The organism is Pseudodesulfovibrio sp. zrk46 (assembly GCF_012516435.1).
Taxonomy (GTDB): Bacteria; Desulfobacterota; Desulfovibrionia; order Desulfovibrionales; family Desulfovibrionaceae; genus Pseudodesulfovibrio.
This window is the reverse complement of sequence record NZ_CP051216.1, coordinates 133,145-159,627: the sequence shown is the minus strand read 5'-3', so window position 1 is coordinate 159,627 and position 26,483 is coordinate 133,145. Positions and strand designations below refer to the sequence as shown.

Annotated in this window: 23 protein-coding genes; 9 read left to right on the top strand and 14 right to left on the bottom strand. The window is 56.5% G+C overall.

What is annotated here, in order from left to right:
- Nucleotides 1-74 precede the first annotated feature (74 nt).
- The 5 genes from HFN16_RS00750 to HFN16_RS00730 all read left to right on the top strand — a co-directional run bounded on the left by HFN16_RS00750 (nucleotide 75) and on the right by HFN16_RS00730 (nucleotide 6,755).
- Entirely contained in the window at nucleotides 75-2,195 is a 2,121-nt protein-coding gene (locus tag HFN16_RS00750; protein ID WP_168888878.1) for an acyl-CoA dehydrogenase family protein, read from the top strand.
- An 84-nt stretch (nucleotides 2,196-2,279) separates the two neighbouring features.
- Complete coding sequence (locus HFN16_RS00745; protein WP_168888877.1) at nucleotides 2,280-4,121, top strand: 4Fe-4S ferredoxin; 1,842 nt, start codon at nucleotides 2,280-2,282, stop codon at nucleotides 4,119-4,121.
- A gap of 319 nt (nucleotides 4,122-4,440) precedes the next feature.
- The gene (locus HFN16_RS00740; RefSeq protein WP_168888876.1) at nucleotides 4,441-5,247 is read left to right on the top strand and encodes an electron transfer flavoprotein subunit beta; all 807 of its coding nucleotides are present in this window, start codon (nucleotides 4,441-4,443) and stop codon (nucleotides 5,245-5,247) included.
- A gap of 12 nt (nucleotides 5,248-5,259) precedes the next feature.
- Entirely contained in the window at nucleotides 5,260-6,273 is a 1,014-nt protein-coding gene (locus HFN16_RS00735) for an electron transfer flavoprotein subunit alpha (protein ID WP_168888875.1), read from the top strand.
- A 77-nt stretch (nucleotides 6,274-6,350) separates the two neighbouring features.
- On the top strand, nucleotides 6,351-6,755 hold the full coding sequence (locus tag HFN16_RS00730) for a rhodanese-like domain-containing protein (protein ID WP_168888874.1): 405 nt from the start codon (nucleotides 6,351-6,353) through the stop codon (nucleotides 6,753-6,755).
- A gap of 71 nt (nucleotides 6,756-6,826) precedes the next feature.
- On the opposite strand, the gene HFN16_RS00725 is transcribed toward HFN16_RS00730, so the two are convergent.
- The 8 genes from HFN16_RS00725 to HFN16_RS00690 form a co-directional block, all read right to left on the bottom strand.
- The gene (locus tag HFN16_RS00725) at nucleotides 6,827-8,221 is read right to left on the bottom strand and encodes a glutamate decarboxylase (protein ID WP_168888873.1); all 1,395 of its coding nucleotides are present in this window, start codon (nucleotides 8,219-8,221) and stop codon (nucleotides 6,827-6,829) included.
- A 29-nt stretch (nucleotides 8,222-8,250) separates the two neighbouring features.
- On the bottom strand, nucleotides 8,251-10,620 hold the full coding sequence (locus tag HFN16_RS00720) for an adenylate/guanylate cyclase domain-containing protein (protein ID WP_168888872.1): 2,370 nt from the start codon (nucleotides 10,618-10,620) through the stop codon (nucleotides 8,251-8,253).
- A 27-nt stretch (nucleotides 10,621-10,647) separates the two neighbouring features.
- On the bottom strand, nucleotides 10,648-12,723 hold the full coding sequence (locus tag HFN16_RS00715) for an ATP-binding protein (protein ID WP_168888871.1): 2,076 nt from the start codon (nucleotides 12,721-12,723) through the stop codon (nucleotides 10,648-10,650).
- Nucleotides 12,716-15,019: an ATP-binding protein gene (locus HFN16_RS00710; RefSeq protein WP_168888870.1), complete on the bottom strand. Its 2,304-nt coding sequence runs from the start codon at nucleotides 15,017-15,019 to the stop codon at nucleotides 12,716-12,718. Before HFN16_RS00710 ends, HFN16_RS00715 begins: the two co-directional genes overlap by 8 nt.
- Nucleotides 15,020-15,037: 18 nt before the next feature.
- Entirely contained in the window at nucleotides 15,038-15,811 is a 774-nt protein-coding gene (locus HFN16_RS00705; protein ID WP_168888869.1) for a transporter substrate-binding domain-containing protein, read from the bottom strand.
- 176 nt (nucleotides 15,812-15,987) lie between these two features.
- Nucleotides 15,988-17,163: a pilus assembly protein TadG-related protein gene (locus tag HFN16_RS00700; protein ID WP_168888868.1), complete on the bottom strand. Its 1,176-nt coding sequence runs from the start codon at nucleotides 17,161-17,163 to the stop codon at nucleotides 15,988-15,990.
- A 2-nt stretch (nucleotides 17,164-17,165) separates the two neighbouring features.
- Nucleotides 17,166-17,555 (bottom strand): TadE family protein, encoded by a 390-nt coding sequence (locus HFN16_RS00695; RefSeq protein WP_168888867.1) that lies wholly within the window; start codon nucleotides 17,553-17,555, stop codon nucleotides 17,166-17,168.
- A gap of 3 nt (nucleotides 17,556-17,558) precedes the next feature.
- A complete protein-coding gene (locus HFN16_RS00690) occupies nucleotides 17,559-17,960 on the bottom strand; it encodes a TadE/TadG family type IV pilus assembly protein (protein WP_168888866.1) in 402 nt (133 codons plus the stop codon).
- Between the two features lie 258 nt (nucleotides 17,961-18,218).
- Here HFN16_RS00690 and HFN16_RS00685 point away from each other — a divergent pair, with 258 nt between their 5' ends.
- Complete coding sequence (locus HFN16_RS00685) at nucleotides 18,219-19,301, top strand: (Fe-S)-binding protein (protein WP_168888865.1); 1,083 nt, start codon at nucleotides 18,219-18,221, stop codon at nucleotides 19,299-19,301.
- Here HFN16_RS00685 and HFN16_RS00680 read toward each other — a convergent pair.
- From HFN16_RS00680 to HFN16_RS00655, 6 genes are all read right to left on the bottom strand, one after another.
- Entirely contained in the window at nucleotides 19,298-20,050 is a 753-nt protein-coding gene (locus HFN16_RS00680; protein ID WP_168888864.1) for a hypothetical protein, read from the bottom strand. The two genes, HFN16_RS00685 and HFN16_RS00680, sit on opposite strands and share 4 nt — an antisense overlap.
- A 101-nt stretch (nucleotides 20,051-20,151) precedes the next feature.
- Complete coding sequence (hgcB, locus tag HFN16_RS00675; RefSeq protein ID WP_168888863.1) at nucleotides 20,152-20,439, bottom strand: mercury methylation ferredoxin HgcB; 288 nt, start codon at nucleotides 20,437-20,439, stop codon at nucleotides 20,152-20,154.
- 11 nt (nucleotides 20,440-20,450) lie between these two features.
- Entirely contained in the window at nucleotides 20,451-21,659 is a 1,209-nt protein-coding gene (hgcA, locus tag HFN16_RS00670; protein WP_264175419.1) for a mercury methylation corrinoid protein HgcA, read from the bottom strand.
- Nucleotides 21,656-21,955 carry a metalloregulator ArsR/SmtB family transcription factor gene (locus HFN16_RS00665; protein WP_168888862.1) on the bottom strand — a complete coding sequence of 100 codons (300 nt, stop codon included), beginning with the start codon at nucleotides 21,953-21,955 and terminating at the stop codon, nucleotides 21,656-21,658. The genes hgcA and HFN16_RS00665 overlap by 4 nt, the downstream gene beginning before the upstream one ends.
- Nucleotides 21,956-22,045: 90 nt before the next feature.
- On the bottom strand, nucleotides 22,046-22,963 hold the full coding sequence (gene rarD / locus HFN16_RS00660) for an EamA family transporter RarD (RefSeq protein ID WP_168888861.1): 918 nt from the start codon (nucleotides 22,961-22,963) through the stop codon (nucleotides 22,046-22,048).
- A 93-nt stretch (nucleotides 22,964-23,056) separates the two neighbouring features.
- Nucleotides 23,057-24,508 carry a PLP-dependent aminotransferase family protein gene (locus HFN16_RS00655; RefSeq protein WP_247648393.1) on the bottom strand — a complete coding sequence of 484 codons (1,452 nt, stop codon included), beginning with the start codon at nucleotides 24,506-24,508 and terminating at the stop codon, nucleotides 23,057-23,059.
- A gap of 133 nt (nucleotides 24,509-24,641) precedes the next feature.
- On the opposite strand from HFN16_RS00655, the gene HFN16_RS00650 reads away from it, so the two are divergent.
- From HFN16_RS00650 to HFN16_RS00640, 3 genes are read left to right on the top strand one after another with little or no spacing between them, the layout of a single operon-like run.
- A complete protein-coding gene (locus HFN16_RS00650; RefSeq protein ID WP_168888860.1) occupies nucleotides 24,642-25,352 on the top strand; it encodes an AzlC family ABC transporter permease in 711 nt (236 codons plus the stop codon).
- On the top strand, nucleotides 25,337-25,663 hold the full coding sequence (locus HFN16_RS00645) for an AzlD domain-containing protein (RefSeq protein WP_168888859.1): 327 nt from the start codon (nucleotides 25,337-25,339) through the stop codon (nucleotides 25,661-25,663). Before HFN16_RS00650 ends, HFN16_RS00645 begins: the two co-directional genes overlap by 16 nt.
- 12 nt (nucleotides 25,664-25,675) lie before the next feature.
- Nucleotides 25,676-26,377, top strand: a complete 702-nt coding sequence (locus tag HFN16_RS00640) for an aspartate/glutamate racemase family protein (protein ID WP_348771066.1) — start codon at nucleotides 25,676-25,678, stop codon at nucleotides 26,375-26,377.
- Nucleotides 26,378-26,483 lie beyond the last annotated feature (106 nt).

Sequence of the window (26,483 nt, the reverse complement as noted above, 5' to 3'; positions counted from 1 at the left end):
CATGCCATATCGTGCCGAACTAATATTATAATGACTGACAGGTCCGGTTTTCAATTAAACTTAGGATAGAATTTATGTATACATTACGCACTCTTCCGGGAGATGACGTCCGCCAGATCATGTGGCGGTTCGCTGATCGCTTCGATCTCCAGATGTCCGTACAGTCCGCACGTTCCATCGCTCGCAGCACCGTGGCCAAGCTCGTGGCCGAAGGCGCACGCAATACCCACGAATGGACTGAGCAGAAAGACGAGCTCCTGACCGCGTTCGACCAGTCCGGTCTGACCGCCATTTTCATGGACCCCCATCAGGGTGGCTTCATCGAAGGTCCCAAGAACCTGGCCCTGGCCCTCGTTTCCTACGAGCTGGCATGGGTTGATGCCGGTGCAGCAACTTCCGCGCTGGCTTCCTGCCTCGCTCTGGCTCCCATCCACGAGAAGGGTACTACTGAGCAGCGCGACGAATATATGTCCAAATGTGTTCCGCCCCAGCCGGGCGAGGACCGCAAAATCTGGCGCGGCGCATTCGCGCTGACCGAGCCGCTTCCCTACGTTGGTGTGGACACCGGCGTGCTCTGCGGCAAGGCCACCGTGGCTGACTGGAACGACGGCGAAGAGCCCATGCTCCAGATCGACAAGCGCGGCCGTTTCATCACCGGCATGGACTTCGCCAACTTCGTGACCGCAGCTGTCGAGTCCAATGACGAGCGCATCAAGGGCACCTTCATGGTCATTCTTGAAGAGGACGATGAAGGCATCTTCGACCGTGGCGCGCCCACCCTGAAGATGGTTCACCAGCTTTCTTCCACCCGTGACCCCATCCTGAACCTCAAGGTTCCCGCCTCCCGTATCATCGGTGGCTACGACGTGGTCGACGGCGTGATCGTTCCCAAATACAACCACTCCGAGATCATCGGTTCGGTTTTCCACCGCACCCGTATCCCGGTCGGTCTCATGTCTTCTGCCAAGCTGATTTCCGCCATTGAGCCGGTCATCCGCTACCATCGCAATCGTTTCCGTGGCGGTGACGCTTGTAAGGAAGGTTCCCCCCGTTTCGACAAGGGTATCCAGTCCAACGAAGATTCCCTGCAGCGTCTCATCGACGTCTGGGCATCCGGTGAAGCTGGTTGTTCCCTCGCTTTTGCCGCTTCCCGTCTGGCCGACCAGTTCGACCCCATCGAGAAGGCCAAGGAAGTCGAGTTCGAGGCTCAGGGTGTTACCTCTCCGCGCAAGCAGATGATGGCCCTCAAGAAGATGAAAGACGAAGTCTACGAATTCATCGATCTTGAATACACCCCGGAAGCAGAGCGCGATCAGGCTCGCTACGAGGAACTCAAGAACAATACCTTTGTTTCTTACGCATACATGGAAGCCTTGGCCGGTATCCTGAACCCCGGCGTCAAGCTGTGGAACACCGGTGAAGGCGCCAACATGATGCGCGAAGCCGTCTCTCTTGTTGGCGGTTATGGTATCACCGAGGATTGCCCCGGTTTCCTGATGCAGAAGTGGACCGACATTCAGCTCGAAGCCACCTACGAAGGCCCCGAGGCTGTGCAGCGTCGTCACCTGACCATGACCATGACCAGTGACGTTTTCGGTCGCATCATGGAGAACTGGATCAAGCAGATGAAGGTCGCAGGTAAGGACGTGCCGGGCCTGGGCGGTTACGCTCTCGCCTCCGCCATGGAACTCTGGCAGTGGACCATGAACCACCTGCAGAGCGCCAAGGATGATAACGGCAAGAAGCTGTACCACAACAAGCGTCAGGGCGTGACTTTTGCCATGGCCGATGCGCTTGGCTGGCTCCTCGGACCCTACTTCCTGGCCACTGACGTCATGGAGCTCATCGAGAAGGGCCCCATGTCTCCGACTCTGGCCGAAGGTCTCGAAGACCTGACTTCCTTCTATAAGGACATCTGCCACGTGCAGGCAGCCCGCGCCGCTGGCGAAGTGGCTCGCATCTGCACCGAACTGGTCTACGGTTTCAACACCTGTCAGGGTGAGGATAACAACGGCGTCCAGATTCTGGCCGAGCCTTCTGTGGAAGAGCCGTGCTGCATGGTCAACAAGGAGTTCACCGAACTCAAGGCCAAGCTCGACATCTGCATGTCCGGTGCCCGCATGGCCAAGGACAGAGCAGGTAACGCTCTTTCCGGCGTGATGATCCCGGAAGCGCTGGATTATCCCATCGGCTAATACATCTACAACGCGAGAGGGGAGCTTACGGTTCCCCTCTCGCTTTTCTCTTTTCGAATTTCACCACGACTCTCGGAGGCAACAATGAGCGATCAGACTCCCCGCGCAGAAATGGAGACTGATATTGTATGTGTCGGATTCGGGCCCGCTGCTGGCGGTTTCCTGACCACCCTGACACGCGGATTGATGAACGAGGACGGCACTCCTGTGGCCGAATCCAAAGCCATGCCGGGCATGCCGCCGCAGGTCATCTGCTACGAGCGCGCCGATGACATCGGTTTCGGTGTATCCGGTGTTGTCACCAAGGGCCGCTCCATCAAGGCCTCTTTCCCGGATCTCGATCTCTCCCAGATTCCCATGGCTCACGAAGTCACCGAGGAGAAAATCCTGTACCTGAATGACCCGTATGGTGCCAGCCGCCGTCCGGCTCCCTTCAAGCTCGCAGACAAGGTACTGGAAAAGTACATGGAAGACGGGGCCTACGAATTGCCGTACATTCCTCCCTTCCTTGAAAAGCATCCCGGTCTGATCTTCTCCATTGGCCAGCTCAACCAGTGGGTGGGCGGTAATCTGATGGGCACCGGCCTTGCTCAGATCTGGCCTTCCAGCCCGGTTGCCGAGCCCCTGCTGGATGGCAAGGCCGTCAAGGGTGTGCGCATGGCTGATCAGGGTGTTGAAAAAGACGGCACCCCCACCGGCATGTTCATGCCGGGTATGGACATGAAGGCTGCTCTCACAGTGGTAGCTGACGGTCCGGTTGGTCCTGTCGGCCAGCATCTCGACCGCGAGCTTGGTCTGCCCGAGGGCAACCATCAGCGTGAGTGGGCCGTGGGCATGAAATGTGTCGTGGACCTGCCTGAGGGTTGCGACTGGAAGCCTGGCACTGTGCTCCACACCATCGGCTATCCTGAGCCGGAAATTTTCGGATTCCTGTACGTTTACCCCGGCAATGTCGCCTCCATGGGCATCTTCGTGCCTTCCTGGTTCGACAATCCGGTCCGCACCGCTTATCGCTACATGCAGCACTGGATGCTGCACCCGTACCTCTGGAAGCGTCTCGAGGGCGGCACCATGCGTTCCTGGGGCGCCAAGTCCCTGGCCGAGTCCGGCAAGCGCGGCGAGCCTTTCCTGTGCGGTGACGGTTTTGCCCGTATTGGTGAAGGCTCCGGCTCCACCAACGTGCTCACCGGTTCCGGTGTGGATGAGGCATGGGCCACTGGCGTGCAACTCGGCGAGGCTGTTCTTGAACTGCTCAAGCAGGGTAAGGAATTCACCAAGGAAAATCTCGAAGCAACCTACGTCGCCCGTCGCCGTGATTCCTGGGTCGAAGAAGAAGCCAAGGTCGCCGAGAAAGCCCGTGACGGCTTCACTCGCGGCGTGATTCCCGGTTTCCTCGGCATGGGTATGACCGGTCTGACCAATGGCCTGCTCAACTTCCCGGGCAAGGCGCTTCGTCCGCAGGATCGTATTCCGACCATCGAGGAATACTACAAGGGCTACATCGCCAAGGGTGAGATCGAGCAGATTCGTGCCGAGTGTCTCAAGAAGGGCTCCAGTCTGCACGACGCACTCATGAATCGCGTGGGGTGGCCCGAGGTTCCGCTGGACGGTCAGCTCCTCGTTTCCCATCAGGACGCGCTCCTCATGGGCGGCAAGGTACAGGCCAATCCCGGTTACGCCGATCACGTTACCTTTGCTGATCCCAGCACCTGTCTGATCTGTAAGGAACAGGTATGTGTTGAAGCATGTTCCGGTCAGGCCATCTACACGAATCCTGAAGGCGGAACGCCGCTGTTCGATCGTGAGAAGTGTGTGCACTGTGGTGCATGTATGTGGAATTGCAGCAAAGATAACTATCAGGACCCCGAGCGGACGAACATCAAGTTCCGCGGTGGTTCCGGTGGCTCGCACTCTGCCGAGAACTAGGGTAAGAGAGTCAGGGTCGAACCGCCCTTGCGGGCGGGATGAAGAATTAGACAAGCAGGGCTTTGCCCCTGCACCCCACCAAAGGCCGAGGGCCTTTGGAATCCCGTCTGCGGCTGTCGCCGTAATGGGTTGTATACAAGAAAGATGTCTTTGAAAGCTCGCACGACTTCGAGCGAAGCGAGTGACAAAAAGTTTAGGAGGGTGTCGGGAACCCTTTTCTCAAAGGGTTCCTGACCCGTCGGAGACGCCTCTCCGGCGAGGAGGCCACGCTGGCAAGCGCTGCCGGAGGCCACTCACAAACACCAAGGAGAAACACACAATGAGCACTGATTTCCACATCGTGGTCTGCGGTTCCATCGTTCCGGATCCGCTCCAGACGCTCGCACCTCAGGACGGTCCCAATGGTCCGGTTCTGCAAAACGAAATGATGCTTCCGGCTGTGCTGGACCCCTGGGCAGGGCATGCCCTGTATGAGGCTGCCAATCTGGCCGCCCAGAATCCCGGAAGCCAGGTCTGGCTGGTGGCGCTCGGTCCCAAGGCCAAGCTCCAGCAGGTCATGATGGCCGTTTCCCAGAAAGCCCCGTTCCAGTTGGTCGTGGCTGATGGTTCCGCTTCCGGTTTCGAAGATAGCTATGAAACCGCCAAAACCCTGTCCGACACCATCGATGGAATCGCTGGTTTGGATAAGTCCAAGATGCTGCTGTTCGGCGGCTGGCAGTCCGCTTCCCGCGGCTCCGGTGCCGTGATGCAGATGGTTGGTGAGATGCAGGGCGTGACCGAACAGTTCCAGGGCGTTGATAAGATCACCGTGAACGGTGATGGCATCGAAGTCCTCGAGCGCGTAGAAGGCGGCGCATACCAGAAGTCCGTCGTTGATGGCGCACCGGCCGTTATGGGCTGGGCCACCGGCGAACTGCCTGAGCCTCCGAACAATCCGCAGATCGGCATGCAGAACATGCAGAAGAATATGCCCGCACTGCAGCAGGCCAAGCCTGCCGACCTGTCCGGCTCCTCCCTGAAGTTCCAGGGCGTGGAAGTGCCGCAGCAGCGTCGCGAGACCCGCGTGGTCAAGGATGCCTCGGTCGAAGATATGGCCAAAGAAATCGTCGAATGGATCAAGGGCTAGGGGGAGAATGATATGAGCACTGTACTGTACATCGCACACACCGAATGCGACGGCACTCTTGCCCGCGTCTCCCTGGAAACCCTGGCCGCTGCCAAGAATCTGGCCGAAGGCATGGGCGCTGAACTCGCTGTTGGTCTGGTTGGCGCTGATGTGGCTGCTGCCGCTGACTCCATCGCCGGTTGCGGCGGCAAGTTCTTTGCTGTCACCGGTCCCGAGTTCAACGATGGTATCTACTCTACCGATCTGGCTGCTGCCGAGGCAATCGCCAAGGCCGTTGACGCTGAAATTATTCTGGCTCCCGCCACCTCCCGCTACAGCCGTGCACTGCCCGGTCTGGCTATCCGTCTGGGTGGCCGTGTGGACACGCACCTGTCCTGCGTGGAAGCTGTGGATGGTAAGCCTGTTGCCAAGCGCTGGTTCTACCGCCAGCGCATGGAAGGCACCCTGACCCGTGAGGAGCGCCCTTGGGTGCTGACCATGGATTCCGGTTGTGCAGAGGCTTTTGAAGGCGCAGGTTCCGCAGATGTTGAAGCCGTGTCCGTAGACCTGTCCGGCATTCGTACCAAGGCCGCTGGCATGGAATGCGTGTCCGAGGACGAGCAGACCATCCGCCCCGATGCCGAACTGCTGTTCGTGACCGGCGCTGGCTGGATGAAGAAGCAGGCCGATGGCGCTACCCATGTGGCCGATGCAGAATCCCTGATCTCCGAGTTCATGGGGCAGACCAAATGCTCCATCGGTTCCTCCAAGTCTCTGGTGGACATCACCGGTGAAGAGGGCGAAGTCATCTCCTTCCTGACGCACATGCATCAGGTCGGCCAGACCGGTTCCTCCCCGCGTCACGCAAAGGGCTTGGCAACCTGTTGTCACGGTGAAGAGCCCCACGTTGTTGGTTGGCGCTTCATCCAGGAACGCCGCGCCATCAATACCGATGCCGGCTGCGGCTGGGCGCAGGGCAAATGCGACGTCCTCTACGTAGGCGATGCCTTTGAAATCATGAAGAAAGTGAACGAACTGCTCGGCTAGTCCGAAACTGATCGTTATTTATAGCCGCCCTGACAACTGCCGGGGCGGCTTTTTTTGCAACATGATGAGGATTATCAATGAATCAAAAGATAGTTATCCCCGTTGTCATCCTGCTGGTGGCAGGTATGTTGTTTTTCTTCAACATGGCTCCCACGCCCGAAGGATATACCGACTTTCAGGCCGTTGAGGCGCAGGAACAACTGAACGCCAACAAAGCCGTTGTCGTTCTGGATATCCGTACCCCCGCTGAGTTTAACAGTGGCCATATCCCCGGCGCGGTGAATGTCGATTTTTACAGCAAGGATTTTGAAGCCGAACTGTCCAAACTCGATAAGAACGCCCAGTATTTTGTTTATTGCCGAACCGGTAATCGGAGTTCGTCCGCGCTCAAGCTGATGCATAAACTCGGATTCACCAAAGTCTGGCATTTGTACAAGGGAATCGTTGACTGGAAGGGCGCTGGATTGCCTTTGGAAAATTAGCTAACGCATTTCTGGCTTCGGCCAATGAAAGAAAAAAGGCTATGGGGTGACCGTAGCCTTTTTGTTTTGTCTTATTTCGAGTGACTGTATCCGCCCGCTTCCTCTTCGGTCAGAGGCACGGTCACCGGATTGCGTTTGAAGTAATCCACGCACCGTTTCATATCCTCAATGAACAGGTCGCCCAGATCGCGGGAGAAACCGTGGCGCACAAGGATGCGCATGATGACGAGGTCCTCACGATTGGCGGGCATGGAGTATGCCGCGACCTGCCATCCACGACTGCGCAAGCGGTCGGACAGATCATACAGGGTGTAGCCGTGGTCGCCTTCCTTGAGCGACCAGCTGAAGGCCGGGATGCCGCCGTGCCCATCGTAGATGATGTCGAACATGCCCATCTTGCCCACCTCTTTGGCCATGCGCTGGGCAGTCTCGTAGCACGCCTGATGAATGCGCCGATATCCTTCGCGGCCGAGGCGCAGGAAGTTGTAGTACTGAGCCACGATCTGACCGCCGGGCCGGGAGAAGTTCAGGGCAAAGCAGGGCATGTTGCCGCCGAGGTAATTGACGTTGAAGATCAGGTCTTCGGGCAGGAATTCCTTCTCGCGCCATACGATCCAGCCCACACCGAGAGGAGAAAGGCCATACTTGTGTCCTGATGCGTTGATGGACACGATGCGCGGATTGCGGAAATCCCACTCCAGTTCCGGTTCCACAAAGGGAGCGAGGAACGCACCGCTGGCGCCGTCTACGTGAACCGGGATGTCCAGCCCGGTTTCTTCCTGCAACTTGTCGAGGGCATCGCAGACAGCTTTGACGGGCTCATACTGACAGGTGAAGGTGACGCCAAGGGTTGGCACCACGCCGATGGTGTTCTCGTCGCACCGCTTGAGCACCTCCTCGGGCGTCATGATCAGGCGATCCTTTTCCATGGGGATTTCGCGAAGCTCAATGTCCCAGTAGCGGGCAAATTTGTGCCAGCAGATCTGGACCGGGCCGCAGATGAGGTTGGGCTTGTCAGTGGGCTTGCCCTGTGCGCGCATCTTATCGCGCCAACGCCATTTCATGGCCATGCCGCCGAGCATGGCGGCCTCGCTGGAGCCGGTGGTGGAGCAACCAAGGGTGTTTTTGGCGTCCGGCGAGTTCCACAGGTCGGCCAGCATGTGTACGCAGCGCGCCTCAAGTTCGGCGGTCTGGGGATATTCATCCTTATCGATCATGTTCTTGTCCATGCACTCGTCCATGAGCTGGTGCACTTCGGGCTCGGCCCATGTCTGGCAGAAGGTCGCCAGGTTCTGGCGCGAGTTGCCATCGAGCATCAGTTCATCATGGACCACTTGATAGACGTGGCGCGGATCGTGTTCCTTGTGGGGAAAGCTGAATTTGGGCATCCGAACGGACAGGTCGGTAGATGCGTATACGTCGTCGAGAAGCTGGTCCCGGACCATATCTTTTTCATGCAGGGGCATGGTGTCTCCAATGGTATGTAAGGGTCAAATTACTTGCTGGTCATGATCCAGACGCCGTCCCAGTCGTCACCGGGCGGCGATTCGATGAAGTGGCGGCAGCGTTCGATGTACAGGGCGGCGAGTCTGTCCCGCTCATTGAGGGTGTGGCATTCTTCAAATAATTGCAACGCGCCGGGGAAGTCTGCCTTGTGGTAGGCGTCATATCCCTTGTGGAAAATCTTCAGTGACTGTTCCCTGTTGGGAAACGACTCTTCGGTGTGGTGATCCAGCACTTCGAAAATGGCTACGGGTTCGGTTTTGCCTTTCACACGGAGCAGGTCGGCCGGGCGCACCACGTATTCATCCTGTAGCTCTTTCAGCGTACCTTCACTGATGAGGATGTTGGAGCCGTATTGCTTGTTGGCTCCCTCCAGTCGTGAGGCGAGGTTTACGCCGTCTCCGATGACTGTGTAATCCATGCGCTTTTCCGAACCGATGTTGCCGACGACCACCTCGGCGGTGTTCAGGCCGATGCCAATGTCCAGTATCTGTTTGTTGTCGGCAGCCTGACGCCGGTTGAATTCGGCCAGCGCGCGCATCATCTCTACTGAAGCGTGAAGGGCGTTGTCCGCATCGTGCCCGGTGGGGAAGGGCGCACCGAATACCGCCATGATGGCATCGCCGATGTACTTGTCCAGAATGCCGCCGTAATCAAACAGGATATCCACCATGTCTGTGAAATATTCGTTCAGCATGGTCACGGTTTCGTGCGCGCCGAGAGCTTCGGAGATGGTGGTGAAGCTGCGGATGTCCGAGAAGAAAATGGTTACGGGTTTCATCTGGCCACCCAACTCCGACTCGCCTGCTTCCATGAGCTGGTCGGCCACTTCCTTCGTCATATAGCGGGCCAGTGTGCCTTGCAGTCGTTTTTCGCCACTGATGTCTTCGAATACGAGCAGGGTTCCGACCACTTCCTCTTTTCTATTTATGAGAGGAAGAGTGGTTGCGTTTACGGCCAGTATTTCCCCTTTGGGCAGGGCCATTTCGGTGTCGAGGGCCATGTCCGGATCGCCGGTCTCCATCACCTTGGCTACGGTGTCGGCCACCCATTGCGCATCGCCTGTGAAAAGCTCGGCCACAGGGCGTCCCAAAAGAGCTTCTTCTTGTTCGTCGAGCAACTTGAGCGCTACGGCGTTGCACTTCTCAACCTGCATCTCGTCATCGAACGTGATCAGGCCGCTGGACATGGATTCGAGGATGGACTCGTTGTAGTTCTTCATGCGCAGCACATCTTCGAACAACCGGGCGTTCTCGATGGCAATGGCCGCCTGTGCCGAAAAGGCCATGACGCGAGCTTCGTCCTTGGCCGTAAATGGCCCTCCTGCCTTGTTCAGCGACTGGATGACGCCGATGGGGGCGCCGTCCTTGTTGAGCACGGGCATGCAGAGAATGGTGTCGGTCTTGTAGCCGGTCTTCTTGTCGATCTCCTGATTGAAGCGGGGGTCGGCATAGGCATCGGGAATGTTCTCGGTCACGCCGGTGGTGAACACGGTGCCTGCGATACCGAGGTGGTTGGGGAAGCGGATTTCCTTGGTGCCGACACCCTCGGCCACCAGCGCCCAGAGTTCATTGGTTTTGGGGTCGTTGACGAACAGGGTGGAGCGGTCCGCCTCCAGAATGGTCGTGGTGGTGGACATGATCTTCTGGATGAGCGGCACCAGATGAATTTCCGTTGAGATGGCGCGGGTAACTTCAAAGAGCTCTTTCTCTTCCTTGCGGGAGCGTTCCACCTCTTCATAGAGCTGTGCCTTGACCAGTGCCGAGGATGCCTGAGCGCCCATGGCTTCGAGCATGGAGAGGTCGCTTTCGTCGAAAGCGCCGTCGAGCTTGTTGAGAATCTGGATGACCCCAACCGGCTTGCCGAACTTGTTGCGGATGGGGGCGGTCAGGATATTGCGGGTGCGATAGCCTGTTTTTTTGTCCACATCCTGATTGAAGCGGGAGTCTGCGTAGGCGTCCGGTATGAGCAGGGCCTCGCCCTTGGTGAACACCGTGCCTGCAATACCCAAATGGTTGGGAAAACGGATCTCCTGCATGTTTTCGCCCATGGCAATGCGGGAAAATAGCTCATTGGTGTTGCCGTCGTTGAGAAAGATGGTGCCGCGGTCGGCTCGAAGGGCTTCGGTCGTGAGGCTGACCAGCCGTGTGAAGAGAACGTCCAGAGAAAGAGAGTCGGCCAGACGGTTGGACACCTCAAGCAGGGCAGTGAATTTTTCAAAGGTCTCGGAAATCTTATCCAGGAAGATGTTACGGTCAGTCTGGCTGAGACCGTCGAGAATACGCCGGATGTCAGACTGCTGCAGCCGATGGTCAAAGACCTGGCTCAGTATTTCCGGTGTATAATCATGATAGTCCGCCATACTTCATGCTCCCCGACCAGTCTGCCCTTAGTGTACTCGATTCCCCATGGTTGCTGCAATGGCCTTCAGCAAATCGTCTGCTTCATAGGGCTTGGTAACGATACGCTCCATGCCTGCTTCCTCGAATTCCTTCTTCTCCGAGGTGTGTGCATAGGCTGTCAGGCCAATGATGGGCAGGTCTTTGGGGACGTTTTCCACTCCCCCGCTGCGTATGATTCTCGTGGCCTGAATGCCGTTGACCACTGGCATCTGCACATCCATGAGCACCAGATCGAAGGGAGTGGCGCTGAGTTGCTCAATGGCCTGCTGGCCGTTACCCACGAGGGTGACGTGATGCCCCGCCTTCTTGAGCAGGCGCGACGCCATGATGGAGTTCACCTGCTCGTCCTCGGCAAGGAGAATCTTGAGTCCGCGCACCTCGCTGATGGATGCATCGGCTTGAATATTTGAGAAAAGCGGGCTCTCTTCTGCCTGTTCCACTTCCAGCGGTATGACCAGAGAGAAGGTGCTGCCTTGGCCGGGTTCACTCTCAACCGAAACCCGTCCGCCCATGAGCGAGGCGAGTTCCTGCGAGATGGACAGGCCCAGGCCGGTGCCGCCGTACTGCTTGGTCATGTAATCTTCCACCAGTGTGAAGCTCTCGAATATGGCCTCCTGCAACTCTTTGGGAATACCGATGCCGGTGTCTTTAACCGAGAATCGTACAAGGGTGTGGTTCTCTTCGGTTGACGGAATGCCTGTCGGCGCGATGCTCAGTGAAATGCCGCCCGAGACCGTGAATTTGATGGCGTTGAAAATGAGGTTGGTGAGGATCTGGCGTAACTTGGCCTCGTCTCCGCATACGATCTTGGGAACTTCCGGTGCGATGGCCAGGGTGAGGTACAGGGATTTCTCGTGAGCCTGAAGTTCCAGTGGTGTTACCAACTCCTGTACGGAGCGGTGCAGGTCAAAACACTGCGCGGCCAGTTCCAACTTGCCCGCTTCGACTATGGAGAGGGAGAGCAGGTCCGTGACAACCTTGGCGAGATGCCGGGTGGCATCCAGCGAGAGGGAAAGGTATTCCTTCTGATCCGGCGTGAGGTCTGTGCCCATGAGAATCTGGGTCATGCCCATGATGCCGTTGAGCGGCGTGCGCAATTCGTGGCTCATGTTGGCCAGGAAGTGGTTCTTGGCCTGATTGGCTTCTTCTGCCGCCCGCTTTGCCTCGCGCAGGTTGTTCTCCATCCTCCTGCGCTGGATGATGCGCCATGCACCATCCATGACCATGGCGAGTTGGGCCGCATCCTGATCCGTGTACTCCATTTCCTTGTTGGCCAGACCGGCTACGAGCACCACGCGGTTGTCTTCCACCACAGGAATATTCATGTGGCGGTCAATGGATAGATGTCCCTCCGGCAGGTTCGCACTGCACGGGTGGGTAGAAAAATCATTGGTAATGATCGGGCGTCGCATCTTGGCGGCTTCGGACCAGAAGGTGTTGGTCTCAATGTTGAGCGCTGCCGGACATTCAAGGGAACTGGATTGCCTCATCCCTTCTTTGGACCAGACCTGAAGCGTCAGGTCCTTCTCCCGTTTGTCCATGAGATAGATGTACCCAATGCTGCTACCGGTCATCTCCAATCCGCTGTCCAAAACGTATTGGAGGATGGCGCCTTCGTTTTCGTCCATCATCTGTGAAAGATGATACAGCGTCTTGAACCGCATCTCTCTGAGGCGTTGCTCTGCTTCGCGGAGTTTGCGGGTGGTGATGTCTCGCGTCACGGCCACGCAGTAGTTATCGCCATCGATGTTCTGGCTGAGAACGTCCACTTCGACAGGGATGGCGGCACCATCGCTCGCTTTGAAGATTCGCTCCAAACGAACAAAACCATCGTTCTGGAAAGAGTCTGCGGTTTCCTGATCGTATGAAAGATTGGGACTGAAGTCGCGCAGGGGCCTGCCGAGTAACTCTTCCCTTGTGTATTTCAGCATGCGGCAAGCCGCATCATTGGCATTCAATACGGTAATGGACTCCAACGTCTCCGGTGTAGGAAATGGGAACACAAAGACGGCGTCCCGAGTGTGGAAGCGCATCATCTGTTGGACGTCGTTTGCGCTAATCATCGCGCCTCCCCTCCATGCCCGGAACACTCACATGGGTGGCCACACACTCCAGCAGCCCCGCCTTGCTTACAGGTTTGGGGAGATACCCGGTGCATCCCGCTTCAATGCATTTGTCGCGGTCTTCTTTGAATGCGTTGGCCGTTACCGCTACGATGGGGACCGGTGTTTTTCCCTGCTCCTTTTCATAGTCGCGGATTATGCGTGTGGCTTCGTAGCCGTCGATGACCGGCATCTGGATGTCCATGAGCACGAGGTCATAGGGTGACCGCTTGTAGTATTCAACAGCCTCGCTGCCGTCTGAGGCGAAGTCGAGGCGGCAGGCGGTCTTCTTGAAGTAGAGTTCGATAAGAGCCTGGTTGCTCTCTGAATCTTCGGCCACCAGAATATTGGTGGGCACTCGGGAGAGATAGGTTGCGTGATCTTCTTTTGAGTTGGCGGTTGCGACAGCCTGTTCCACGGGAGCCTCCACCAGATCGAACTTGAGGGTGAAATAGAAGGCTGAGCCCTGCCCAAGTGTGCTTTCAAGGTGAATGTCGCCACCCATCAGTTCCACCAGGCGGCGGGAGATGGCCAGTCCAAGACCGGTTCCGCCGTATTTGCGTGTGGTGGAGCTGTCCGCCTGAGTGAAACGATGGAAAATCTGTTGCTGCGCTTGAGGAGCGATGCCGATGCCGGTGTCGATGACGGCAAAGGTGATTCTGTCCGGTGAATCCGGGGAAGTGGGTTGGATGGTAAGCCGTACTTCGCCTTTCTCGGTAAATTTGACTCCGTTGTCGATGAGGTTGACCAGCACCTGGCGCAAACGGGTTGGGTCGCCTTTGATCTGGGTAGGTACGCCCGGGCCTACGTCGATGAAGAAGTCCAACCCCTTCTGTTCGGCCCGGTCGCCTACGATCTTGCGCATTCTGATCAGAAATTCCTCGAGGTTGAACTGGACGTGCTCCAGCTTTACTTCGCCAGCTTCGATCTTTGAGAGATCGAGGACGTCGTTGATGATAGCCATGAGCATTTCACCGGACGACTGGAATATCTCGATGTACTTGCGCTGTATCGGTGTTGGGTTGGTATCCAGAATGAGGTCGCCCATGCCGAGCATGGTGTTCATGGGAGTGCGGATTTCGTGGCTCATACCGGCCAGGAATTCGGACTTGGCCCGGTCTGCGGACTCAGCACGTTCTTTCTCATCGGCCAGCTCACTCTGCGCTTTCTTTCTTTGTGCTACTTCGATTTCCAGCGCCCTGTTGACCTCTTGCATCTCCTGAGTGCGGGATGCCAGTTGCGTCATGAGGGTGGCAGAACGTTCCACGGCGGTGCGGATGTTGTCCATCTCCTTGAGGCGTGCCTCGGTCAGGTCGAGGTCCCGGTCGCCTTGGGCGATGCGGTCCAGGCCATGAACGTAATTCATGATTGGCGTCACAATGTCACGCTGGGTGAAGAAGAGCATGACCAGCAGGGCGCCAAAGAGGCTTGCGGCCGCGAGAATGCTGTGGCGCATGGAAGTGTTGGCTTCATCAACAATGGACGTGAAAATCGTGTCCGCTGTGGAGGCTGCGTTGACCGACAGGTTTGCAGAAAGTCCTTCAAGAGAATTGTTGATGCGGGTCCAGAGCTTTTGAGTGGTATGTTTGGTGGTCAACCTCTCTTGAAGCAGGGAGAAAAGAGTGTACGCATCGTCCAGGGCTTGGTTCTTCCGTGTCGTTGTCGTCTTGGACTCTTTGGTCAGTTGGACAAAGCGGACCTTGAATTCCTCCAGTGTGGTGAGGTTCGTGGCTTTGTCAGAGAGGAAGAGCAGGGAGATCATCTCCTTGCCGTTGGGCATTTTCAGTAGCTCTGCCGAGTTGTCTGAGCCGGGCATGAATCCCAAGAGGATAGTATTGCAACGGGCGATGATTTCGTCCTGATTGTCCAGAATACGGGCCATGGTCTCAACATCGTGGTAGGCGTCCACTACCTGTCTGTTGATGGTCATGTCCTTTTCAAAGATGGAGTCCTGGGAGAGGATGCGTGCTGCCAGCTTGTACTGGCGGCGTACTCTGGGGGTCTCGGTCCGGTAGACGATCTCTGCGAAGCGCCCCATGCGCTCCAGGTTGATGGCCGTGCGCTGGCGGTCGAGAATGGACGGCAGAAGCACGTCGCGTGACTCTTCAGCCATGGAGCCGATTTCTGCCAGCGATCGGCTCATCACCAATCCGATGATGAACAGGAAGATAAGTGCGATGACGCTATACAGGCCGATAGTCGGAATCAAACGAGGTTTGCTCCGTCGATTCTTCCCGTATTCGCGATTTGTGGTCATGATGAGCGCGGTCCTTTCCTAGTAAATGGAGAAGGGGAAATACTTCAGATTGATCCGGTCATAGGTGCCGTTGAAACGAATCTCCCTGAGGGCGCTGTTGATCTGTGCCGCCAGTTGCGGCTTGCTCTTTGCCACTGCAATGCACGCCTCACTGGACGGATCATCTGCGGGCAAAGGATTGCCGATGAAATCGAATCGCTTCCCTTTGTCGGATTGAAGGAAATCGAAAATGGTCAGGCTGTCAGAGAGGACCGCATCCACCTCGCCTTTGTGGAGCATGTCAAAGCAGTCCTTCATGTCCGGAGCAGTGACAATGGAGGCAGACCCTTCAAAATTATCACGAAGATATTGCTCCTGAACCGTTCCTTCCTGGGCGGCCAGCTTCATGCCTTTGACACCTTCGCGGGTCTGGAAGAACAGTGTGGATGGTGTGCCGACGAACATGGAGCGAGAGCGGTAGTAATAGTCTGTGAAGATGGCGTGTTCTTCTCTTTCAGGGGTCTTGGCCATGCTGGCCACGATGACATCGAATTTCCCGGCATTCAGTTCCGGCAACAGGTTATCCCAGGCAACCGACTCAAGGGTGCAGGTGGTGCCCATGGCCTCACACAGGGCCATTGCTATGTCAACGTCGAATCCGACGAGCTTGCCGTCCTTGTCCACTTCATTGAATGGCGGGTATGCTCCCTCGGTGGCAATGCGCAGCGGATCCTGGGCCTGTGCCGGTTTCCACGGCAGGGCTATTACGGCAGTGAACAGGACGAGAATGATCAGCCGAAGGGGCGTTTGCATGCGAGCTCCTATTGTCTTTTACTTATCGATCTTATGTCATATTTATACATTAATGCAAACAATTGTGCATATGACCCCGGTTTATCACAAACTTAGGTCAAGTTGGATTGCAGATATAATAAGAGGCCCCGTCTCCTTATGGAAAACGGGGCCTCTTACGTGGGGGGAAGTGATTGTTACTGACGACTGGAATCGAGCATGATCCTGCTCATACGGAGCATGCAGTCGGAGTCATCGGTGGATTCCGGGTCAACGGCTACGGTGTTCATGAACCGGGCCGTGACGTTACCGACGGAATCAACGCTCTCGATAAAGAAGGCACCGAGTTCGTACACGATGATGGAATTTCTGCCGGACTGCGGAGGCTGCTTGGGATCATAGAAGGCCATGAGCGCAACGCGGGGGCTGTCCAGCGGGTCTGGGAAAATACTGCCTTCAATGGACTTGGTGGAGGAGTCCCAATAGGCGTATGGATCTTCGCCTATGAGGTCGCCGGTGCCCTGCTTGACCGGTCCGGCCGAGTTGCCGGGTTCGAGGAGCAATTCGTCTCCCGGGCCGACCGGGTAAAGGCTATTGGAGCCAGTGCAGCCTGCGATGTTTTCGCGAACGGCGTCGGCACCCGTGATAGGAGAGCCCTTGTTGGCAGGAGGCAGGTCAACGAGGTTGTACTGGCCGGGGGTGATGGCAAGGCTGGGATCGCCGGGCTTGATGATGATTTGTGTGCCTATGTCATCCTGGCCGTAGCCGATGATATCCACGGAATCCACTTCTTGTGGACTCTCGACGTCCATCTCTCCATTCTCATAATACTTGGTGCCGGGGGCAGCCTGGTCATTCCAGTTGAACTTGGTGGGGACCACAAAGGGCTTCACACACTTGCTGGAGCAGATGCCGACGATACCGGCGCGCGATACTGCTCTGAGGTCCATGTTCGGTACGCCGAGAATCTTACCGAAGTACAATTCAAGCGGGTTTCCGCGTGACTGGAGGCGGTTGATGCTGACTTCCACCTGATTGGCGTCTTCCGAAACAGGGACGCCGTCCTTGAGGAACAGAATATCATCGTCGGTAATGGCGAGATCCGACATGTCTTCGTCAACGAGGTTGCGCTTGGCGTAGTTCTTTACGATGACTCTGAGCTGGTCATAGTCATTGCCTTCGGCCAGCAGGGAGTTGGCACCGGCAAGGGCGCCGGCGTCTGCCGCGGTTTGCAAGGCGCCGCGCTTGAGATGGGCCTGTCCGAGGTCGACGGCAAGGGCTGCAAATCCCATGAGGACCATCATTGTCAGACCGACGAGGACACTGGCGATGCCTCGCTGGTCGCGTCGGAAATTACTTAATCGGGATATCATATCTACTCCATCTTGGCGTAGGCCGAAGTGGTCAGGCCGTTAGGCAGGAAGTCTTCCCAGGGAAAGATGGTGTAGCCGGAGAAATCATAGGCGAGCTGGACACTTACCTCTTCCCCTAAACCCGGCTGTTCAGGCCCTTGGACTATGGAGATGATGAGGTCTTCGGGGAACAGGCCTGCCGCTGCTACGTAATCCTTGATCATGGCGGTGGGGTCCTCGCCGCGTGATGCAGCGACCACACCGTCACGGGCGGCGCGCGTCAATACCTGATTGATGTCGATGAACTTGGATACATCCCATACTCCTGCAAACAGAGGGGCCATGAGCAGGGCGAGGGTGAATGCGAATTCGGCGATGGTGGCGCCTTGTCTTCCTTCGGTGTCGCGTCGCATGGTTTACCTCTCGTGCGTCATGACGGCAGTCGCCGAAATGGTGCTGACCCCGGAAAGGGTCGGGATGAGGTTGTCCACTGCGATGAAAGTAAAGGGTACGGATACGGTGACATCTACGGGGGTTGAGGGCTCTCTGGCTCCTACGGAAACGGATGCGGTGTCAGTGATTCCACCAATGTTAAGCTCTTCCAGGACCGTGGATTCAACTTGTGCGTTGGTCGTTTCGGACAGGATGGCAACACGAACACCTTCATAGGCCGCGCCACGTACTACGCTCTGCGTCCAGTACATGCGGCCAAAATCCATAATCCCCATCAGGAGCATCATGAACACGGGCAACAACAAACCGACTTCAACGGCTGCTATGCCGCGTCGCGTCTTGTTATTTCGTCTGTTGCTGGTCATGTCGGTTTCTCCGTGATGGTTATGTTTGTCTTAGTAATCGCAAGACTTGTGCCATGATTGAATAAATCGTGGATAAATTGATTTTTTCATTAAATATCAAATAGTAATGATGGTTTAGTGGTGGATAGATCGGCGGCATTCAATTCATACTGTTTTTAAAAGGTCTATTTTTTGTAGATGTACAATCATTAGCCTCTACAGAATGTGGATTTAAGTAGGATGTTGCTTTTCATTTGAGCAAAGCATAGGTTCGCCTCTATGGAATCCATAGACCGAATCGATGCAGGTGGCCGCACCCAAGCAATTCTCTCAAAATGTACTGATTGTGGTGTCTGCTGGAAGTCCTGCCGGTTTCTGAAAGAGTTCGGCACTCCGTATGAGATAGCGGTCAAGGTGGCTAAATTGCCGCCCGAAGAGTGGCCAGATCCTTTTGCGTGCAGCCTGTGCGGGTTGTGCGGGGCCCTTTGTCCCGAAGGTTTGCGTCCTGTGGAGATGTTCCGGGAGATGCGCCGGGCAATGGTCCGGGCTGGCAAAGTGGATTTGAAGCTCTATGCTCCCATTCTGACTTACGAAGCATTGGGTGCCAGTTCTCTGTTTTCCATGCTTCGACTTCCCGAAGGTGGCGACACCGTGCTGTTTCCAGGCTGCACAGTGCCGGGAACCCGGCCGGACACCACTCGTCAGTTGTTCCTTGCCCTGAGAGATCATCTACCAGATCTCGGTATCGCATTGGGATGCTGTGCCAAGCCGTCTCATGATCTGGGTCGTGAGGCTGTCTTCAAGGAGCGCTTTGGGCGGCTGCATGGAAAGCTCTCTCGTGCCGGGGTGAAACGGGTGGTGACCACCTGCCCCAATTGTCACAATATTTTCTCCCAGTACGGTAAGGACATTGACGTAGTGACCGCTTATGAACTGCTCGCAGAAGTTGGTGTCGAAGCCGATACTCGAGTTGAAATGGATGCGGTCGTGCATGATCCATGCGTTATTCGGCACGAAGGGGGCGTGCAGGATGCGGTTCGAATCCTGAGCAAGCGTTGCGGAGTATCGTTTAAGGCGGGGCGTAAGGAACGCAGACTCACCACATGTTGTGGCGAAGGCGGCATGGTCTCCTTTGTGCGACCGGAGTTGGCTGATATGTGGACCAAAGAGCAGGAAGCTCTTGTGGGTAAACGGGCCGTGGTTACATCCTGTGCCGGATGCGTGGGGTCACTTGGAAAGTCAATGGACGCACACCATGTCTTGGACTTGCTGTTTGATTCTCGTCCGGAAAATGCTATCAAGCCTCCCTTTACCTATTGGGAACGACTCAAACTCAAATGGTGGTTTCGTAAAAACGGCTAGTCGCTGCTCAGTTTTTCCTTGAGCAGCTTGTTCTCCTCGGTCATGGCCTGAACGTGCTTGATGATGGTCTCGCGGCTGCGAAGCAGGTCGTTGAGCGCATCAGGTAGGGAGCCACCTTTTTCGTTGGGATGGGCCACGTGAGCAACGCGGCAATCCGCGTCCAGCATAATCTTCTTTCCGTTTTGGCGGGCTTTCATGCAGAAGCCGATGTCGTCGCTGGTGATCTGCGCGCATTTGCCTTCCGGGCTGTCGTATTCGACTTCGATACAGGTGAACCACGGGTAGGGCATGGACTCCAGCGCTTCCCGCTTGAGCAGGAGAAAGCCTGCGCCGCACCAGTCCACTTCAAAGAGGCCGGTTCTGTCGGCAGACACTCGGTTTTCCTTTAAGGAGATGCCCTCTATCCCGCTGAACCATCCGGCGACCATCTGTTTCTTGTTCTGCTTGTGCAGATATGCGCCGCTGACGATATCGAGGTCATGGGCGATGAGTTGGTGGACATGTTCCACTGCAAAGCCCGTGTCCGCGTCGACGCACAGGAAGTAGTCGAAGTCGTCAAGCTTCTGATAAATATGGTTGGATTGCTCCCCGTTGATCATGGCGTTGCGCGAGCGGGGAACATTGCTGCCCTGTTGAGCCACGATGGTCACGTCGAAATCGCAGGAGGCCCGAAGGTCACTGACACTTTTCAGGGTGGCGTCAGTAATGCGTCCATGTTTGGCGTAGGGAATTCCAACCTTGAGCTTCATGGGGCCTCCTCGTGGGCAGTTCACGACAATTGACCGATCTTCTCTCCTTATGATGTGGCTTAAAATCGTGAAAAAGTAAATGCGTAGCCTGTTTCAGGCAATCAACAGCACTTTTTTCTGAGTCTTCCACCCGACATTTCGTAGAGCCAGTTATCCATAATAAGAGTGGCGCAGCCGGTCCCCGGATTCACGTTTACGGCCTCGGTGGGGCAGTTACGCATACACGCACCGCACTCTATGCAGCCGTTGAGGTCTGCAATGTGAGCTTTCCCCTCTTTCATGATCAGGGCGCGATGGGGGCATACTGTGACACACAGACCGCATCCGACGCAGGCGTCATGATTCAGCGTGAGAGTAGCAACATCGGGAAGGTATCGGTAATCTTTCATTGCTTGTCTTCCTATATAAACGGTGCTGCCAGCCAGAGTATGGTGGCGACCAGTGCTCCGCCGATTTGCCACGGCAGTGATTGGCGCATCTCACGCTCGACGCCTGTGGGCGAAGTGTACGGCGTGGAACCAGTGAAGTTCATGGCAAGGTAGGATGCGGCGGTGATGTTCCAAATGAGCAGAGCAGCGGCTTGTGTTGCTCCTTCTCCATTGAACAGACTCGTCGCGAGTATGCCAGCCAGTCCTCCGGTCAGGGCTCCCTTGGCAGAGAAGTGTCGCCACGGCAGGTGGGGCAGGAGTAGTGGGACGGCAACACATCCTGCCAGTATGGCAAGGATGCTGGCTCCGGCAAAGGTCAACCCGCGACTCCATGCCGCGGACATGGAGTAAAAGTCCGAACCGATACCGGACAGAAGGAATACTGCCAGCATCACGATAGCCATGGGCTTGACGAACTGGAACACTTCAACGGGGATGAGTTCTGCGCGTTGAACAAGATCAAACGTGACAGTGCGCATTGTCTCGTCGGCCTTGTTTCCGGCCGCAATGAAGGCAGGCAGGTCTCGGGCCTCAACAGGTCCGTATACAACCGTAAACCCCGATTGCTTGCGAATGGCCGTGGCCGAGGTCCCGGTTGCTCCGAGTTGCGGCAGGATAAGGGTGCGGTGGGATACTACCTTGTCCAGCTGGGCTTTTTGAACGCTCAGGACAATCTCTTCGGTGGAAAAAAGGGACTTGCCCGCCGCACACCACACGTTGATGCCGCGGGTATCTGCGATGAGCAGCCAGACATCCTGACCGCCCAACTCCTTGCGTACGGCGTCAAAAGTGAGTTTGTAGTTGGCGGTGACAAGGACTTGTGACTCGGGGGTGGGGTTGCCCACACAATACAGCCCCGGCACGACCTTGTAGTCGTAACGGCCATACCCTGTTCGGGCGCCGATGGTCCCGAGCATGTCTTTGAAGTTCAAATCGGTGGCCACGCGAGGGACGGGACCGACAGCGGTGTCGAGGAACCCATCCACGAATGGTTCCAGTGCATAGCCCGGCTTTTCAAAGTCCCCGGCACGGGGGACAGGCTTGGGGCCTCAACAGGGCGCGTCGTCTTCCGGCGCCGTAGGCGTGCCCGGAGCGCAGTCAGTGGACGTGCAGACTGTGGGCGCACAGTCCTTCGGGTCCATCATATCCATGGGCTCAAAGGGAGGTTTGTTCAAGGTCATGGTTGCACCTCGTTTTCCGGCATCAGTGAGTCCATGGTCAGGCCCAGGCGAAAGAGTGTTTCCTTATCAATGCAATAACACGTCTTTGGGCCTTCTATCTCGCCACGTACCAGTCCGGCCTCCTTGAGCACCTTTAGGTGCTGGCTCACCGTAGATTGGGCAAGAGGAAGCGCTTCCACTATTCGGCCGCAGATGCAGCGGTCTTCCTTGATGAGTTGGCGCAGGATGCTTATGCGCGCCGGGTGTCCCAGCGCTTTGCAGATATCAGCCAGCTTGTCGTCGTTGAATGGCGTCATGAAAATCTCCGTTAATCGTTGATCGACGATAAACGATTAATGAGACTCTGACAAGTCCAGAATGATTGCGTTGCAACCTCTTGTTTCGGTTTAGGTTTCGCTGCCGGCTAAGCGGCGTTGCTTGCGAATGGTGATGATGGATTCCGCCGAATAGACGGCCACAGCCGACCAGATCAGGGCGAATGTGATCAACTGACTGGAGCCGAAGGGCTCGTGGTAGAGAAATACACCCAACAGGAAGGCAATGCTCGGTGCAAGGTATTGCAAAATGCCGAGTGTGGAGAGCTGTAGCCGCCGTGCACCAAAGGCGAATCCTATGAGCGGCATGGCTGTGGCTACTCCGGCACCCATGAGGAAGAGGTCCACATGCATGTCGCCAGCGAGAAACCCACTGGTCCCTTCAACCTGCAAGTGCAGGATGTAATAGAGGGAAACAGGCGCAAGAATCAGGGTCTCGAGAAACAGGCCGGGCAGGGACTCCACGGCAGCGATTTTTCTGAGCAGTCCATAGAAGGCAAAGGAGATGGCAAGGGCCAGTGAGACCCACGGTACTTCTCCGTAGCTGATCACGGCGTTGGCCACGCCCATGGCGGCCAGTCCGATGGCCACGTACTGCATGCGGGACGGGCGCTCTTGGAAAACAATGAACCCGAGGATCACGTTCATGAGAGGATTCATGTAATAGCCAAGGCTTGATTCCAGAACGTGGTTGGTGTTCACGGCCCAGATGTAAAGGAGCCAGTTGGTACCGATGCAAAGGCTGCTGAGGACGAGGATGCCGACATTCCTGAAGGATCGCATGGGCGCAAAGGTTTCGGCCCACCGTTTGTTTATGGTCAACACCAGCGCGATGAAGACCAGTGACCAGACGATGCGGTGACACAGGATCTCCAAAGGCGCAACGGACTGAACCTCTTTCCAGTACATGGGAAGAAAGCCCCAGGCCATGAAGGCCCCCAAGGCAGCAAGGAATCCGCTGGTTTTGTCGGATATGGGACGTGGTGTCATCGGTAACCTCTCAGCCGTAGATGCGGCTGATGCACACTACGCCTGCGGGTTTGAGTGGTAAAGCGGAAAGTTACCGATTGACAGATGCTTATGCTACTTCTGAGCCAGCTCTGTGGCCAGGCCGCCAAGTGTCTCGATGCCCTGTCGCATCTGTTCGCTCCATGGCGCGCCGCAGCTCAGGCGGATGTAATTGGAGAACTTGTCCTGCGTGGAGAAGATCGGGCCGGGTGCGATGCCGATGCTTTTGGCGCGGGCCTGAAAAAAGAGCTCCACCGAATCCACCTGCTTGGGCAACTCCAGCCAGAGCACGCTGCCGCCACGAGGATGGGTGACACGAGTGCCGACCGGAAAATGTCGTTCCAGATGGAGCTGCATGGTGTCCATCTGTGTTTCCATGGCGTTTCGCAGTCGCTTGATCTGGCGTTCCATACGCCCTTGTCTCAGGTATTCGGCGATGGCCATCTGCCCTGGAGCCGAGGTGGAGACATTGGTGGTGGCCTTTATCTCCAGCACCTTCTGCCGGAACTTGCCGGGCAGCATCCATCCCACGCGATAGCCAGGAGCAATGGTCTTTGAAAAGGAGGAACACAGGAGAACCAGTCCCTTCTCGTCGAACTGTTTGTACGTGCCGGGCCGCTTGGGAGTGAAGTGAAGGTCCGTGTAAACATCGTCCTCCACCAGCGGAATATCGCGTTCGGCCAGTAGGCGCACGATCTCCTGCTTGGCTTCGTCCGGTGTAAGGCTGGCATCCGGGTTGTTGAAATTGGGTGCAAGGATGCAGGCGGAGATGTCGAAGGTCTTGAGGGCATGAGCAAGCTCGGCCGGAGAAACGCCGCCTTCGGGATCAGAGGGGATCTCAATGACGCGCAGGCCGAGGGTCTCCAGCAGTTGCAGGAAACAGTAATAGGTGGGGGACTGGATGAGGACCGTATCACCGGGACGGGTGATGGAGCGCATGCCCAGATACAGGGCTTCCATACAGCCCGCGGTGATGACCGGATCAGTCGGTCCTGCCGGGATGCCGAGCTCCATGGAGCGGAATGCGATCTGTCTGATGAGTTCGTCGTCACCCGGGATGGGAGCATACGCCAGTGCCCGCTCGGGATTGTCGCGGATCATGGCAGCGGTGATGCGTCCCAGCTCCTTGAGCGGGAGCAGGGGAGTGCCCGGCGCCACGACGCCCAGTGGAATTTCATTGGTGTCGGTGCCGCCCACCGATTCGAGCACTGTCTGAATGAGGCCGATGCGAGTTACGGGACGGGGGGCTTCCATGGGCGTAGGGCCGGACTCGGTCCGTGGCAGGCGCATGGCCTTTTGCTTGACGAAGAAGCCGGACCGGGGTCGGGATTCGATGACCCCCTTGCGCTCCAACTCGACGTATGCCTGATTAACCGTCGAGATGGATACGCCCAGATTGGTGCTCAGCTTGCGCAGTGAAGGGAGCTTTTCGCCAAGTTGCAGTGCGCCGTTTTCCACCATGCCCAGGATGTGTTTCTCCACGGCCTGATAGCGGTATACGTCGTTGTTCATGGTTGTCATACTCATGATTACCCCATGGAAAATGCAAAACTGTTATGCTTGATCTTTGTGAAAACTGTATCTGTACTGATGGCAGTTTTTCTCCTTTACTGCAAGTGACGGTTTGAGAGAGAAACCTCGTATGAAGGAGAGAGAGAAAATGACAACGGATGTTATTGAAAACGAGCGGGTGAAATCGCCGTTGGCGCAAGCCTTCGGCCATGCATCGCCCATCATCATGGGCTATGTGCCCGTGGGGGCGGCCTTTGGCGTGCTGGCCCACAAAACCGGGCTGTCCATGCTCAGCACGGTGCTCATGTCCACCATCGTGTTTGCCGGGTCGGCCCAGCTCATCGCCGTGGCCATGTTCGCCGCAGGCATGCCGCCCCTGTCCATTATTGCCACCACCTTTGTGGTCAATCTGCGTCATCTGCTCATGTCCGCCTCGCTGGCCCCGTACCTGCGCAGCTGGAAGAAGCGTGAACTCGTCATCTTCGGTTACGAGATCACGGACGAATCTTTTGCTGTCCACTCTGCGCGCTTCGGTAATGGCGACCTGTCCAAGCGGGTGTCCATCTACACCAACATGATCGCTCACGTTTCATGGATCGTGGCCTCGTGGGTCGGATTCATGACCGGCTCCGCCATCCCGGATGTCAAACCGCTGGGGCTGGATTACGCCTTGCCCGCCATGTTCATTGCGCTCCTCACTATGCAGGTGAAGAACGGACTGCATGTGTTCGTGGCCGGATTCACCGGCATGGCTGCCATCATTCTGGTGCAGTCGGGCGCGGATCAGTGGAGTGTCATTATTGCCACCTTGCTTGGCGCAACCTTTGGCGCAGGAGTCGAGACATGGATGAAAAGATAGTCATACTGACCATCGTGGGCATGACCATTGTCACCTATATTCCCCGCGTGGCCCCGATGTTGGCATTGGCCTCTCGCTCCCTGCCCGAACCCATGGTGCGCTGGCTTTCCTACGTGCCCACAGCCGTCTTGTCGGCTATGCTGTTCCCGTCCCTGTTGCTCAAGGAGAACGCCTTTGATTTCTCGGGCGATAATTTCTTCCTCTGGGCAGCCATTCCCGCCTTCCTGCTGGCGTGGAAAACCAAGAGCTTCTTCGGCACCGTTGCCCTCGGCATGGGGTTGGTCGCCGCCGGACGATACTTTTTAGGATAATCACAGGAGATCATGATGAAGACTATTGGGTTGCTCGGCGGCATGAGCTGGGAATCTTCGGCTGAATATTACCGTGTCATGAACGAAACCGTGAAGCACCGCCTCGGCGGGCTGCACTCGGCCAAGATCATCATGTTCAGCGTGGATTTCGCCGGGCTGCGCGCCCATATGCTCAAAGGGGATTGGGACGCCATCGCCGAGGAACTGTCCGGTGCGGCGTGCACGCTGGAGAAGGCGGGCGCAGACATTATGGTCATCGGCACCAACACCATGCACATGGTGGCTCCGCAGGTGGCGGATGCCGTAGATGTCCCCCTGGTTCATATCGCTGATGCCACGGCTGCGGCCTGCAAGGAGCAGGGTGCCACCAAGGTCGGCCTGCTCGGCACCATCTTCACCATGGAGAAGCCGTTCTATCGTGATCGTCTTGCTGAAAACGGCATCGAATCCATTGTGCCGTCCAGAGCGGATCGCGAATTGGTGGACAAGGTCATCTTTGACGAACTGTGTAAAGGCGAGTTCACGGATGCGGCCCGAAAGGAGTATGTCCGCATCATCGAAGACATGGCTGCACAGGGCGCACAGGCCGTGATTTTGGGATGTACCGAGATCGGGTTGCTGGTTACGCCGAAGGATACTGATGTGCCGGTTTTGGATACCTGCCGCATTCACGCGGAAAAATGTGTGGAACTGGCTTTTTCAGAAGAATTGTAACAGTATTTTCCCATGTATATATAATGGATGAAAAGGCTCTCGATATGTAGTATAGCGTCTTGTTCGTGCGGCATGGTGAAAGCCTGCTAACAAACAAGAGGAGACG